General features: G+C 55.2%; 12 protein-coding genes. 6 read left to right on the top strand and 6 right to left on the bottom strand.

Going from position 1 to position 14388, the window contains the following annotated elements; all coding sequences use genetic code 11:
* The first annotated feature begins 120 nt into the window (after positions 1-120).
* From lptD to EK22_RS12205, 3 genes are read left to right on the top strand one after another with little or no spacing between them, the layout of a single operon-like run.
* Positions 121-3030 carry an LPS-assembly protein LptD gene (lptD, locus tag EK22_RS12215; protein WP_020157457.1) on the top strand — a complete coding sequence of 970 codons (2910 nt, stop codon included), beginning with the start codon at positions 121-123 and terminating at the stop codon, positions 3028-3030.
* A 14-nt stretch (positions 3031-3044) separates the two neighbouring features.
* On the top strand, positions 3045-4334 hold the full coding sequence (locus tag EK22_RS12210) for a peptidylprolyl isomerase (protein WP_020157456.1): 1290 nt from the start codon (positions 3045-3047) through the stop codon (positions 4332-4334).
* 36 nt (positions 4335-4370) lie between these two features.
* Positions 4371-4973 carry a DbpA RNA binding domain-containing protein gene (locus EK22_RS12205; RefSeq protein WP_036251316.1) on the top strand — a complete coding sequence of 201 codons (603 nt, stop codon included), beginning with the start codon at positions 4371-4373 and terminating at the stop codon, positions 4971-4973.
* On the opposite strand, the gene EK22_RS12200 is transcribed toward EK22_RS12205, so the two are convergent.
* Positions 4970-5602 (bottom strand): MBL fold metallo-hydrolase, encoded by a 633-nt coding sequence (locus EK22_RS12200; RefSeq protein WP_020157454.1) that lies wholly within the window; start codon positions 5600-5602, stop codon positions 4970-4972. The two genes, EK22_RS12205 and EK22_RS12200, sit on opposite strands and share 4 nt — an antisense overlap.
* A gap of 109 nt (positions 5603-5711) precedes the next feature.
* On the opposite strand from EK22_RS12200, the gene rnd reads away from it, so the two are divergent.
* The gene (gene rnd, locus EK22_RS12195; protein ID WP_027146977.1) at positions 5712-6875 is read left to right on the top strand and encodes a ribonuclease D; all 1164 of its coding nucleotides are present in this window, start codon (positions 5712-5714) and stop codon (positions 6873-6875) included.
* Positions 6876-7101: 226 nt separating this feature from the next.
* Here rnd and fae read toward each other — a convergent pair whose 3' ends face one another.
* Complete coding sequence (fae, locus tag EK22_RS12190) at positions 7102-7614, bottom strand: formaldehyde-activating enzyme (RefSeq protein ID WP_036251419.1); 513 nt, start codon at positions 7612-7614, stop codon at positions 7102-7104.
* Positions 7615-7718: 104 nt separating this feature from the next.
* Positions 7719-8642 carry a DMT family transporter gene (locus EK22_RS12185; protein ID WP_036251415.1) on the bottom strand — a complete coding sequence of 308 codons (924 nt, stop codon included), beginning with the start codon at positions 8640-8642 and terminating at the stop codon, positions 7719-7721.
* Between the two features lie 175 nt (positions 8643-8817).
* Here EK22_RS12185 and EK22_RS12180 point away from each other — a divergent pair, with 175 nt between their 5' ends.
* Complete coding sequence (locus EK22_RS12180; RefSeq protein WP_232216309.1) at positions 8818-9048, top strand: hypothetical protein; 231 nt, start codon at positions 8818-8820, stop codon at positions 9046-9048.
* Positions 9049-9073: 25 nt separating this feature from the next.
* Here EK22_RS12180 and EK22_RS12175 read toward each other — a convergent pair whose 3' ends face one another.
* Positions 9074-9763 carry an O-methyltransferase gene (locus EK22_RS12175; RefSeq protein WP_036251312.1) on the bottom strand — a complete coding sequence of 230 codons (690 nt, stop codon included), beginning with the start codon at positions 9761-9763 and terminating at the stop codon, positions 9074-9076.
* A gap of 213 nt (positions 9764-9976) precedes the next feature.
* Between EK22_RS12175 and EK22_RS12170 the strand changes: the two genes are divergently transcribed.
* A complete protein-coding gene (locus tag EK22_RS12170; RefSeq protein WP_036251309.1) occupies positions 9977-10837 on the top strand; it encodes a helix-hairpin-helix domain-containing protein in 861 nt (286 codons plus the stop codon).
* A 156-nt stretch (positions 10838-10993) separates the two neighbouring features.
* On the opposite strand, the gene hypF is transcribed toward EK22_RS12170, so the two are convergent.
* Together hypF and hypE are read right to left on the bottom strand one after the other, a co-directional pair.
* Entirely contained in the window at positions 10994-13309 is a 2316-nt protein-coding gene (gene hypF, locus EK22_RS12165) for a carbamoyltransferase HypF (RefSeq protein ID WP_036251307.1), read from the bottom strand.
* Positions 13309-14352 (bottom strand): hydrogenase expression/formation protein HypE, encoded by a 1044-nt coding sequence (hypE, locus tag EK22_RS12160; protein WP_036251303.1) that lies wholly within the window; start codon positions 14350-14352, stop codon positions 13309-13311. Before hypE ends, hypF begins: the two co-directional genes overlap by 1 nt.
* Positions 14353-14388 lie beyond the last annotated feature (36 nt).

The raw sequence follows: 14388 nt of genomic DNA, 5'->3' as shown, positions 1-14388 counted from the left end.
TCTTCGGGCATCATGAGGAATAGAAGAGTTTAGTTATAATGCTGCAGTAAATAAGGTAAAATGCTGAATTCAGCATTTTATCGATTTGTGATTCTTTAAGCTACTAAACTTCTATCCTCTATGCGGCGCCGCTTATTTCTGGTTTTCTTACCCTCTTTTTACGCATCTCTCGGTTTTGCCAATGAAGCAGTTTGGAATTGCGAGCAAAACAAGGACAGCAAGGAGTGGGTTTGCGTTGGCGAAGCGAAGCCAGCCGGGAAAACCGATGAGGCACAAGCGGCAACTCAACCCGCACCGGTTGAAGAAACGCAGCCACCGGTTGTTCCTGAACCTGTTCAAGCCGCACAGCCAGCAGTTCCCGAGCCTGTTGAAGAGACCGAACCGGTTTTGGCCAAACCTGTAGAAGACCTCGAGTCAGCCGCCACTGAGGTAGTGGAAAACGAAACACCGGTTGTAGTCGATCCTGAAGATAAGCGGCGGGTAGTTGTCAAACGCCCCGTCGTTATCGATCCGAATGAACCGGTTCCGGTTGATCTGGGAAGCACCAAAACCGTCAGCGTTGCAAAAGCACAGCGGCGTCCGGGATGGAGTTGCGCGCCCGGTGAGGAAAACCAGAACTGGAGTTGCAAGCTGGAGGGTAATGATCCGAAAGGCCAGGCGCAGATTGTTGCCACGGATGAGACTAAACCGGGGCTGCTGCTGGATCCGGCATTTGATTGGCAACAGGAACAAATCTTTACCACCTTGCACTCGCAGTTGAAATATGATCCGTGGGAAAATTGCATGGTGGATACCCCGGTATCGCCGACGTTTGTGCCGGAAAAACACTTGCGGGAGACTTCGCCGCTGGAGGTTCGGTCGGACTATTCGGAACTTTTCGATACCGAAATCAGCAGCTATTTCGGCAATGTCCAAATTAATCGTGCCGATCAGCACATTCTGTCGGATATGGCTAATTATGATACGGTTTCGGAAACGCTCGATCTGCAGGGCGATGTTTATTACAGCGAAGATGAACTGGCCTTGTACAGCGATACGGCCGTACTTAATTTGGCCACTGATCAGGGCAGGCTGAGGGATACGATGTTTATAGCGCCGGCGGCACCGATCAGAGGGCGGGCGCAAGTCGTTTACCGCGACAGCAAGACCCTGTCCCGCTATAAAGAGGTCGCCTATACCAGCTGTCGTCCCGGCAACCAGGATTGGGTGGTCCATGCCTCCGAATTGAAACTGAATGATATAACCGGCCAGGGCTCGGCCAGAAATGCCTGGCTGGAGTTTAAAGGCACGCCTGTATTCTATTCGCCTTATCTTTCGTTTCCTATCGATGACAGAAGGTTGTCCGGTTTCCTGGCGCCTTCTTTCGGCAATACGCAACGCGGGGGATTCAATGTATCCGTGCCTTACTACTGGAATATCGCCCCTAACTACGATGCGACTTTAAGACCTCGTTACCTGTCAAAAAGAGGCATTTTACTGGGCGGCGAGTTTCGTTATCTGACCAAGATGACAGAAGGCAAGTTAAATCTCGAATTCATGCCCGACGACAGGTTGCGGGATCAATCACGGTATTTTGCCAAGATTTTAAACAGCACCCGGTTCACGCCGCATATCAGTTCATATCTGGATCTCAGTTATGTATCTGATAAGGACTATTTCAATGACCTTGGAAATGCGCTGAGCCTGACTAATTTAAGCTATTTGCACAGCCAGGCGAATGTCAGTTATGTCAACAAGGGCGTTTCATTTATTAACCGGGTTGAGAATTATCAGGCGATTGACAAGGCAATACGGCCGCAAAACCGCCCTTATCGGAGATTGCCGCAAAGTATTTTGAATCTGAACCACAGCTTCGATTTCATGCCGCTCGATGCTGCCATGAACACTGAATATGTCAATTTTCAGCATGATCATCTGGTAAATGGCCAGAGGATCAATGTCAAGCCATCAGTCAGTTTCCCGCTGGAAACGGCCGGTGCTTTTTTAAGGCCGAAATTTTCCCTGCAGCATACCCAATACCTGTTAAGCAAGCAGGAAACAAGAAATTTAGGGCAACCGGATTCCATTTCCAGAACCCTGCCTATCGCATCCGTCGACGGCGGCCTGTTTTTTGAGCGTGAATTCGACTTTGGCGAGAATTCCTTCAGGCATACGATAGAGCCGAGGTTATTCTACCTGTATATTCCCAAAGACGATCAGGACGACATACCGTTGTTCGATACCTCGCTCTATGATTTCAACTTCAGCAGTTTGTTCAGGGAAAACCGCTTCAGCGGCAACGACAGGGTACAGGATGCAAACCAGATCACGGCCGCCCTTACTTCGCGTCTGGTCGATTCTGAGACCGGCAGGGAAAGACTCAGATTCGATATCGGTGAGATTTTCTATTTCCGGGATAGGGAAGTCGGTTTATGCGGCAGCTATTACTCACCGTTATGCACAGTTAACCGGCCGCTTGAAACCAGCCGTTTTTCCAACCTGGTGAGTGAACTAAATGTCCGGTTAACGGATCATTTATCGGTTGACAGCGGTCTACAATGGAGCCCGGATGTCAATGACATCGTCCGAGGTGATGTCATGCTGCATTATATTAATCATCCCGGTGAAATTATCAATATCGGTTACCGGTATAGAAAAAATACGGTCGTGACTTTCCCTGACCGGCGCAATGATATTATCCAAAGCGATATTTCATTCCATTGGCCCATATACAACAACTGGTATGCGGTGGGGCGCTGGCAGTACTCCTTGCTCAATAATGCCACGCGGGAAAGCTTTTTCGGCTTTGAAAAAGAGAACTGCTGCTGGCGTTTCCGCGTGATCGGCCGGCGCTGGGTGAACACTGCCGTCCTTAATGTGTTTGGCGATACCGCTATCTCTAATGTCGATTTCGCTAATCTCGATCCGGAAGGCGAAAGCCAGACCGGCGTATTTTTCCAAATAGAGCTTAAAGGCTTGACCGGTGTGGGAGAAAAACTGGATGAGTTCTTTGAAGAGAATATTTATGGTTACCGGAAACCGACGAAATAATTTTTCAAAAAAATATGAAAAAATTGATTGTACCTGTACTGCTTTGTAGTTTATTTTTCAGCGCTTTTGGCGCAGTGCATGCGGAAGTGCTGGATAAAATTGTTGCTGTCGTTGAAGATGACGTGATTCTTGACCGTGAACTGGAGCGGGAAGTCGCGGCTGTCGTGCAGCGAATCGAGGCCAATAATGCCGTTGTGCCGCCGAGTTATATCCTGCGCAAGCAGGTGCTGGAAAGAATGATTATCGATATGCTGCAACGTCAGATGGCTGAGAGAGCCGGCATCACGGTGACCGAGGAAATGCTGAACAGCCAGGCGACTGAGATTATGCGAAGAAATAATATGACTGCCCGGGAGTTTCGGGCCGAGCTGGAAAGTCAGGGCATCAGCTACCAGGGTTTTTTGGATACCATGCGTAATGAGATTATTATCAACCAGTTGCGCGGACGGGAAATTGGCGGGCGCATCAAAGTGACCGACAGAGAGGTTGAACACTACCTGGAAACCCAGGGCAAGATTGGCGAGGAGGCGACTCAGTATCATCTTGGCCATATCCTGATTGCCGTTCAAGAAGCCGCGTCGGCGCAGGAAATACAAAAAGCCTGGGCCAAAGCCAATGAGCTGGTTGAAAAACTGCGCGCGGGCGGCGATTTCGCGCAGGCGGCGATGAGCTATTCAGATGATGCCAATGCCTTGAAAGGCGGCGATCTGGGCTGGCGCACCAAGGGCGATATACCGACCATGTTTGCTAGTGAGGTCGGGGACATGAATCCGGGCGATATCGCCGACCCCATTCGCAGCCCGAGCGGTTTTCATATTGTGAAATTGCTCGAACAAAAAGGTTCGGAGCAGCATATCGTCACTAAAACCAAAGTCCGGCATATCCTGATCAAAACCAATGAGCTGATCGATGATGCCGAGGCAAGAAAACGCTTGCTGGCCTTGAAAGAGCGGCTGGCAAACGGCGAGGATTTTGCAGCGTTGGCGCGCGCCCACTCCGACGACAAAGGATCGGCATTAAAAGGCGGTAGTCTCGACTGGGTCGGCCCCGGCGATTTGGTAAAGCCGTTCGAAGACGCCATGGAGCAACTGGCTACCAATGAAATCAGCGAGCCCGTGCAGACACAGTTCGGCTGGCATTTAATTCAGGTTCAGGATAGGGAAAACAAGGATAATAGCGACGAGTACAAAAAGAATCAGGTCAGGGAAGCCATACGCAAACGTAAAATTGAAGAAGAAACCGAACTTTGGATGCGCAGGCTGCGTGATGAAGCATTTGTGGAAATTTACCAGGATAGACTCTAAAGTAGTGCGGTTAACAGCGATCGATCGTAAAACAGGATGAATGACAGGAATAGTGTAACGGCTGAAGCGGTCAGCCAAGCCGAACCGTTGACAAAACGTTTGCGGCAGATTTTAAGCAGCCAGAACCTGGAGGCCCATCGTGCCGTCATCAAGGAAATAGCCGCTGAACTGGATGCGGATATTTTGGATTGCGCCGCGGCTTTGGTTTATTTAAACCAGTCGGCGGCGACTATATCGTCCATTGGTTTATGGGAGGAACAAAAGCCGGCCATCAAACCGCCGCCGTCACCCGGTCTGCCGCCTATCAAAATGATACGCTATCGCCTGGACATAGGCCGAACCCATCATGTTACGGTAGAAGAAATCAGAAAGGTTCTGGTTGAAGAATCCGGCGTTGATAAGAATAATATCAACAGAGTCGATATTCATGGTGTCTATACCATTATCGAATTGCCGGCCGGCATGCCGCCGGATATCTTTCAACACCTGAAAACAGTGGAAATCAATCAGCAAAAATTGAACATAACGCGTATAAAAGCGCGCAGTAAAAAACGTGGAAAAGGCAATTTTCGGCGCGGGCGGCAGCGTTCCGCGCAATTGGATAATCAGGGCACCGACCTGTCGGGCATCGTAGGCTAAACACCGACATAAGGATTGCGGCGCATTTCCTCGCCAAAGGTAGACATCGGGCCGTGGCCGGGAATGAACGCGACCTGTTCGCCCAAAGGCCATAAATTATTTTTTATGGAACTGATCAATGTATGAAAATCGCCTTTAGGAAAATCGGTCCGTCCGATTGAGCCTTTAAACAAGACATCACCCACAATCGCCAGTTGCGACTGACGGTGATAAAAAACCACATGGCCGGGCGTATGTCCCGGACAATGCAATACCTCTAGCGTTTCTTCCCCGACTGTGACCTTATCGCCGTGCACCAGCCAGCGTGTCGGTTTGAACTTATGGCAGGCAGGAAAGCCGAAGGTCCGGCATTGGGCCGCAATGGCATCAATCCAGAACTGGTCGTCGCGGTGAGGGCCGACAATGGGAATACTAAAGGAAGAGGCCAGTTCATAAGTGCCGCCAATGTGATCGAGATGGCCATGCGTCAGCAGAATGGATTCCAGCATCACCTGTTCCTGCTCGATGGCGTCCAGAATCAGGTCGACATCACCTCCCGGGTCAACGACAGCGGCCTTGCCGGTTCGCTCGCAGATCAGCAGGGAGCAGTTTTGCTGAAAGGCCGTGACGGGAATAATGCGGTATTTCATATAGACACACTCTAAATAAAACGATTTTACCATCAACCTATCAGATGCAGTTCGATCAAATTCATGACCGAGGTAGGTTAAAAATAAAAAAACTGTTATTGTGATAATTATGACTACTATTCAATATATTGATACGCCGGAAAAGCTAAGTGCGTTGTGCCGGCAAATCTTGACAGAACCCTGGCTGGCGCTGGATACCGAGTTTTTGAGAGAAAAAACCTACTTTCCAAAGTTCTGCCTGTTGCAGATTGCCACGCCCGAATGGGTGGCCTGCGTCGATCCCATCGCGCTGCCCGATTTAAGCGAACTTTTCGACGCATTGTACAATCCCGCCATTATCAAGGTCTTCCATTCCTGCAGACAGGACCTGGAGATCTTCTTTCAATTAAGAGGCAGCATCCCCGAGCCGATTTTCGATACCCAAATAGCCGCGCCTTTGCTGGGCTTTCAGGATAATCCCGGTTATGCCATGCTGGTGTCCAGCTTTCTCAATATCAACCTCAGCAAAGCGCATACGCGCACCGACTGGACCGTACGGCCGTTAAGCGAGGAGCAGTTGCGCTATGCGGCCGATGACGTGATTTATTTGTGTCAGGTCTATCTGATCATGCGCCAGAAGCTTCAGGAGCTTGGCCGTTTCGACTGGCTGAAAAGCGATTTTGAGCTATTGAAGAATCCCGAACTCTACCTGGTGTCACCGGAAAAAGCCTGGTTAAAGGTCAAGGGTAAAAACAAATTGACAGGTCGGCAGCTGTCGATTGTCCAGGTACTGTGTGAATGGCGCGAACGTACCGCGCAGGTTGAAGACAGGCCCAGAAGCTGGCTGATGCGCGATGATATGTTGCTTGAACTGGCCAAGCTTCAGCCCGGTACCGTCAGCGCCCTGGCCGAAGTGCGCGGCATTAACGAGCGCACCGTCAACCGATACGGAAAGGTGCTGTGCCAGTTGATCAACGACGCCAGGCAACGCCCGCCCGTTCCGTTGCACGAAAAAGGCAGACCCGCCCGGAAAACGCAGCAGCAGGAAGCCATACTGGATATTTTGACGGCGCTGGTTCGGGTCAGGGCCGAAGAGAACTCGCTGAATCCAGCCATTCTTGCCACACGCAAAGACCTGGAAGTACTGCTATTCAACGATGACGACGAGTGCTCGTTACTGCACGGCTGGCGCTTCAGCATGGCGGGCAGGGAACTGGTGGGACTGCTGAAGGGCGATTTTTTGATCGGCATCGAATCCGATAAACTGAATATCGTCAATAAACCCGCCTTATAACGGCTGTCATGCGCTAGCCTGGGGATATTTGCCTCGAACGAACAGAACTGTCTGGATACAGGCGCCATGACCTGCGGGCGACTTTCCCTACCGTATGCATAAGCCCCAAGGAAAGTGTTTATGCCGGGCAATGACTGAATCAGTTCCCGTCCAGGCAGTCGTTCGCGGTTTTATGCCTTGAATTGATGAGATGAGACAGCAGTCATCAAATGCTTGATGGCAGTGATTAATCGTGCGCTGCCAGCGGATGATGGGCGACATCTTCCTGACGGATCACTTCCTCGGCTGTCGGCGTGCCCTCAACGGCGCGCTTGATCGCCAGCATCGTGGCCTCGTAATTCCAGTCCTGGATTTTATTATTGTCCTCGGCTTCCCAGTGGATAAAAACGCCGACACAGATAAAAATATCGTTGGCTTCCTCCAGCGGTATGACGCCCGTTTTAACGCTGTCGGCAACCGCCTTGGCGACGCCGCGCTCGGCCGGACCGAACATTTGCGTGGCCTGTTTCTCGTTTTTGATTTCGACTTTATTGAACATGACCGTATTGGGCTTGGCCATCAGATTGGGCGCCACCAGCGCCAATAAAGCGTTATCCCCGCGCTTCTGATTAGTCAGTGTAATGCAGAACGCCGTTTCGGCGGCGCTGCCGCGCGGCCCCATGATCAGGTCGACATGCGCCAATTCATTGCCTTCACCTACAAGAGCTTCACCTACCAGTACTTTGTCGATTTTTGACATTTTCATTTCAGCCTCTCCTGTTAAGTTCACAAACCAAACATGAATTAAAAAGAAGACAGGCCGGCGGCAAAATAGTTTCGCCCGGAAGAGGTTCGCAATGCGCGTCAATCCAAGGGCCGCAAGCGTCGCCTTGTCCTGGCAGTGGTTTTCCGGACGAAATAATTCGTCATCCTGTCGAAAAACTCATGCAAAACCAGCGCCGCCAGTATCAGCGCCGTACCGGAAACGATTTTCATGGTCAGCGGTTCATGATTGACCGTATGGCCAAGCATCAGTGCCAGTACCGGCGAGAGCAGGGTAATCAAGGCCACGCGCGTAGCGGCCAGATGGGCCAGCACATAGTAATAAAGCACGAAGCCGATAGTGGTCGCGATAACGCCTAAATAAATAATCGAGGCCAAACTGGCAAGCGGCAAGGAAACCGGCCATTGCCCATCGGCCAGCCACCAGGTCAGCCAATAGGCCGGCACCGCCAGCAGCAAACCGCCGGCGACCTGTGACAAAGCCGGCAGTTGCGCGTGGATGCGCTGCACCCAAACGGCACTGGCCGATTGCAGGCCGGCGGCAACCAGTACGCCGGCGATACCCAGCACCGCCTCCGGACCGAATTGCAAGGCCGATCCGAACATGATGGCCAGACCGCCAACGCCTAGGCCATAAGACAACAATTTGCCCGGCGACAGGCTGCGTTCTTTCAGCCAGAGCGCCGACAGCAGCGCCGTGATCAACGGCGACAAGCCGAATATCACCGATATCCAGCCGGAAGGAATGAACTGCGCAGCCCAGTAAACCGACAGCATGGCGCCGTAGATTTGCAGGGCCACGGCCAGATAAGTCAGCAGCGCCTTGCCGTGCCAGGCCAAACGTTGCCGCAGCATTAACAGCAGCGTTATTACACAGACAATTCCGATGCTCATGCGGCCGGCCACGCCGAACAAAAAACCCGGCCCTTCGCCGCTCCATTTGATCGCCAGCGGTGTAGTGGCCCAAATTAAAATGATACTGAGGTAGGCTAATGGGATGCGCATCAGAATAAAATCGCGGTAGTTGATAAATTTGTCGGCATGATGTTTCAAAGAGGTGGGATAAAGCAGTGTTAGTGGTTTAAATCAACTGTTATTAATCAGGAACTTGATGGTTTTTTGAGTTTCCAATAATCATAAAATCTGTCCAGTCCATAATCAGCATAAACGGGTGATCAAGATGGCGACACGCAATTCCAGAATAACCGAGTCCAGTTATGAAGCCGCGCGCGATTATCTGCAAAGACAGCTGGAGGCGCATTCCTGGTGGCCCACGGAACAGCCCGGACTGGCCCGGCAAGAGTTTAAGCTGATGCAGGGCGATGCGCGGGCGCTGAACGTCTGGTGCAAGAAGTGGCTGGATGCCGGGCAAATGCGGCAGCTGTCCAAAGCCATGCAAAACCATGAATGAACAGCCGGCGGCACTTGTATTGCTGTCAGGCTGTTTTTTTACGCGCGACAATCACGCCGTCCCGCGTCGGGTTGATAAAACTGTCAAAATCGGGATCGTTAAAGACCAACAGATTGTGCTCCAGTATCGCCTCGGTCCAGCCCGGCACAATATCGACAAAATTTTCCGCCGCCACGCGGCCGTGCCAGAGCACATTATCGGCGATATACAGGCCGCCGGGGCGGACGCGGTCTCGGGCCATTCTCCAGACCTCAGGATAATCGCCTTTATCGACATCGTTGTAGCAGATGTCAAACAGTCCTTCGGTTTGAGCGAAGATGTCCTGTGCCGATCCGGTATGAAAATCGACCCTGTCCCATAACCCGGCGGCGCTGAGATAGTCCCCCGCTTTCCGCAGATTGATGGCATCGCCGTCGCTGCAGATCACGGTGCCTTCAGGACCGACCGCGCGCGCGAACCAGTAAGCCGAATAACCGTAACCGCTGCCGAACTCGAATACGCGCCGGGCACCGATGCTTTTCGCCAGCGTTTCCAGAAAAATACCCACCAGACGATCGACGATGGGGAAATTATGCTGCCTTGCATACTCTTCCATCTCGGCCAATACCGGGTGATCGGTAGGGCCGGTGAGGCTGAGCAGGTAGTTCTCGATGGCCGGATTGACCGGAACGATAACGGAGGGATTCGCTATCGTGGGGGATTGCCTGTTGGCCATTATCTGTTCCTCGCTGTGAAATGATGGGAGAGTCATTGTATTTTATTATTTGCGGACGCCAGGCGAAAAATTTGCTTGCGAACGCCCCCATCTGACATCGTAAGCCCTCGGCTCGTTTAACAGAGCGCTAAAAAATTTTTCCAGTCCCGAAACGACCAGAACTTAGCGAGCCGATTGCGGGTCACAGGCCATAATGGGCGCGAGGACCGCTTTATGATCAACAAAGAAGTTTCCGACAGATTGCGGGAAATTGCCCGATTGCTTGAGGATCAGGGCGCCAATCCGTTCCGTTCGACCGCCTATCTACGGGCCGCGGTTACGGTTGACGAACTCGACCGGCCGGTGTCCGAGATCGTCGAAAAGGAGGGCATCGACGGCCTGACCGAACTGCCCGGCATCGGCTCCGGCATCGCCCGCTCGATCTGCGAATACGCCACCACAGGGCGCATGAGCCGGCTGGACAGCCTGAAAACCGGCCATGATCCCATCGAACTGTTCGAACAGATTCCGGGCATCGGCCCGACCCTGGCGCATCGCTTGCTGGAAACGCTGCATATCGATACGCTGGAAGAGCTGGAAATGGCCGCGCATGACGGGCGGCTCGCGGCCGTGCCGGGCTTTAGCCGGAACAAAACCGAAATGATCCAGGCCTGGCTGGATCGCATTCTGGGCTATCGACGCCCGCGTAAAAAAACGCAGGCGCCGACCGTCGAGGTGCCGATCGAATTACTGCTGGAAATCGACTATCTTTACCTGACCAAAGCCGACGAGGAAGAACTGCCCAAAATCGCGCCCAAACGCTTCAATCCGTCCGGCGAAGCCTGGCTGCCGATCATGCACAAAACCCGCAACGGCTGGCATTTCACGGCCTTGTACTCGAACACCTCGCGCGCCCACCAACTCAACCGGATCAAGGACTGGGTGGTTATTTACTTCTACGACGACCAGCATCATGAAGGGCAATACACGGTCGTCACCGAAACCAAAGGACCGCTGCAGGGCAAGCGCGTCGTGCGCGGCCGGGAGCGCGAATGCCGCGAGTTTTACGCCCGGAGATCGTCCGCTTTAGGATAGCCCGAAAATTTCATAAAACCACAGAGAACACAGAGAGCACAGAGGATACAAACGACCTCAGGGACAGATATTTGCTCCTCTCGGCACACCGCTACGCTGCTCCTGCGTTGCTCTACTTCCTGCAGCCATGCGATCGTTCGTAATGAAATATCCAGGTTAAATACTTCGCGCAGCGGCAACCGCCGCCTGTCCCAATGCCAGGCCGCCGTCGTTCATCGGATAGCGCTGCGGCGACAGGACGGTCTTGCCGGCCAGCCGCAATTGCCGGGATACGGCTTCCAGCAGCAGCCGATTCTGGAATACGCCGCCGCTGAGCACAATACAGTCGGCGCTGGTCTGACGGCAGAGCCGGTTCAGCCGTTCGACGGTCGCGGCAATCAGGCTGTGATGGATGCGGGCGGCGATGCGGGCTCTGTCCGTGCCGCATTGGAGATCGGCCAGTACGGCTCGCCATAAGCCGCGCCAGTTTAATTCCTGCAGGCCGCCGTCGTTATCGGCCGTCCAGGCTTGCGGGTAGGGCCGTTCATCGGCGAACAGCGGCGTTGCCAGCGTTTCCAGCGCAATCGCGGCCTGGCCTTCGTAATGGACCTGTTCGGCATGCAGGTCCAGCGCGGCGGCAAAGGCGTCGAACCAGCGGCCGCAGGAACTGCTGAGCGGCGAGTTGAGCTGTCTGGCAATCATCGTCGCCAGCGTATCCAGCGGCTTGCCGGTCAGCAATGTGATGATGTTCAGCCCGTCGAATTCCTGCCGCAGCGCCGGCCAGTCAAAATAATGCAGCAGTTGCGCATAAGCGTTGCGCCAGGGTTCGCGCATGGCCTGGGCGCCGCCGGGCAGGGCGATGGGCTGGAAATGGCCGAGCCGGGTGTAACTTCGGTAATCGGCCAGCAAGAATTCGCCGCCCCATAGCGCGCCGTCATCGCCCAGTCCTGAACCGTCGAAGATCGCGCCCAGCACCGGGCGCGTATCCAGGGGTATGCCATGCTCGGCCAGACAGGCGGCCAGGTGGGCGTGGTGATGCTGTACCGCGACTAGCTCCGCTGGTTCTATTTCCGCCAATGCATGCCCGTACTCTGTAGACAGATAGCCTGGATGCAGATCGACGGCGATGCGTTTGGGCGTGAAGCCGAATAACCGCCGGTACAGCGCAATGGCATTGCGGTAATCGTGCTGCACGGCGGCGTTTTCCAGGTCGCCGATGTGCTGGGAAACGATAGCCCGGCCGTTGTTCAGCAGACAGAAACTGTTCTTCAATTCCGCGCCCATGGCCAGAATGTTATCGGCCGCTTCGAAGCCCGCCGGCAGGGGCAGCGTCTCCGGACTGTAACCGCGCGCCCGCCGCAGCTGCCGGATACGGCCGTCCATCAGCCTCGCCACCGAATCGTCCAGCCGGTTGACGATGGCCCGGTCGTGCAGCAGCCAATAATCGGCGATGCCGGCCAGCTTTTCCCGGGCTTCATCGTTGTCCGTGCATTGCGGTTCGTCGCTGATGTTGCCGGAGGTCAGCACGATAGGCGCGTCCAGCGCCTGCATCAGCAGACTGTGCAAAGGCGTGTAGGGCAGCATGAAACCCAGCTTGTCGTCATCCGGTGCGATGCCGGGCGCCAGCGTCATGCCGTGCGCGGCCAGCAGCACGATAGGAGCGGCTTTGTCATGCAGAGCCCGGCTTTCCTGTTCGCCCAACCGGGCGTGGCGAGCGATCATGTCCGCATCGCGGGCCATCAGGGCGAACGGTTTGGCATGGCGCCGCTTGCGTTGCCGCAGCCGCGCAACGGCGTTCGGATCGGCGGCATTGCAGGCCAGATGAAAGCCGCCCAGGCCCTTGACGGCGACGATAACCCCCTGCCGAATCAGTTCGGCCGCTTGTGTGACCGGATCATCGCAATGCCAGGTTTCCCTGTTGTCATTCTCCAGCCACAGCCTGGGGCCGCAGTCGGGACAGCAATTGGCCTGGGCGTGGAAGCGGCGGTCGTTTGGGTCGTCATATTCATGCCGGCATCGCGGGCACATCGCAAACTCCGCCATGCTGGTGCGGCAGCGGTCATAAGGCACACCCCGGACGATGGACAGCCGCGGGCCGCAGTGCGTGCAATTGGTGAACGGATAGCGGTAGCGGCGATTGGCGGGGTCGGCGATTTCGGCCAAGCAGTCGGGGCAGGTGGCGGCGTCGGCGGCGATCGGGGTTTGGGCGCCGTGATTTTCGCGGCTGGCAACGATGCGGAATTCGTCATCCGGCGGTGCGTTTAAATCCTGCGCCTCCAGGCTGTCGAGCCGGGCCAGCGGCGGCAGTTGCAGCGGAATGTCGTGGATGAAGGCGTCCAGGTCCGCTTCGTTGCCGAAGGCGTGGATCATAACCCCCTCGGCGTCGTTCCACACCGATCCGGTCAGCCGGTGCAGCCGGGCCAGATGCCAGATCGCCGGCCGGAAGCCGACGCCCTGGACCACGCCGCGCGCCCGGATCGCCTTGCCGGCCATCAGCAGATGCGCGGCAACTGCTCGCCGACCGGCCAGTCGACGATGCGCCTGCCGCCGAAGGTGGTGAGCATTTGTACGAAGCCGTGCGCATCGTCGACGACTTCGCCGATGATTGCGGCGTCACGGCCCAGCGGGTGCCGCCGCATCACCGCCAGCAGGCGTTGGGCGGCATCGGCGGCGCAGATGCAGACCAGTTTGCCCTCGTTGGCGACATACAGCGGGTCCAGGCCGAGAATTTCGCAGGCGGCTTTGACTTCAGCTTTTATGGGAATCCGCGTCTCGTCGACGACCATGCCGACCCCGGATTGCCGGGCCAGTTCGTTCAGGGCCGTCGCCAGGCCGCCTCGGGTCGGGTCGCGCAGGCAATGAATGGCGTCCGGCGCGATCGCCACCATCTCGGCGACCAGGCCGTTCAGCGCGGCGGAATCGGAGATGATGCTGGTGCCGAATTGCAGGTTTTCCCGCCCAGCCATGATGGCGACGCCGTGATCGCCGATTGAACCGCTGACCAAAATTGCGCAGCCAGGCCGCGCGCGGTCGCCTGAAAGATTGACGCCTTCCGGCACGATGCCGACGCCGGTCGTGGTGATGAAAACGCCGTCGCCCTTGCCGCGCTCCACCACCTTGGTATCACCGGTGACGACAGGCGTGTTGGCCTGGCGGGCAGCGGCGGCCATACTGATGACGATTTTTTCCAGATCGGCCAGCGGCAATCCTTCTTCCAGGATGAACCCGGCCGCCAGATACAGCGGCCGCGCGCCGGACATCGACACGTCATTGACGGTGCCGTGCACCGCCAGCGAGCCGATATCGCCGCCCGGAAAAAACAGCGGCGAAATCACATGGCCGTCGGTGCTGATCACCAGCCGCCCCGCCGGTACGGCAAACAGCGCCTGATCGTTGCGCTGCCGCAGCAGGTCATTATCGAAATGCCTGATGAACAGCTCGTCGACCAGTTGGGCCATCGCTCGCCCGCCGCCGCCGTGGCTCAGGTCGACCTTGCCGGTTGTCAGGTTAAGGGATGATGTGTAGGGTTTGGGCATTGAATGGATTCCCGTATTGCAAAGTAGCTTGATAAA

The sequence above is a fragment of the Methylobacter sp. BBA5.1 genome, from assembly GCF_000746145.1.
GTDB lineage: Bacteria > Pseudomonadota > Gammaproteobacteria > Methylococcales > Methylomonadaceae > Methylobacter > Methylobacter marinus.
Note: the sequence above shows the minus strand (reverse complement) of the source record. Positions and strands in the feature narration are given on the sequence as shown.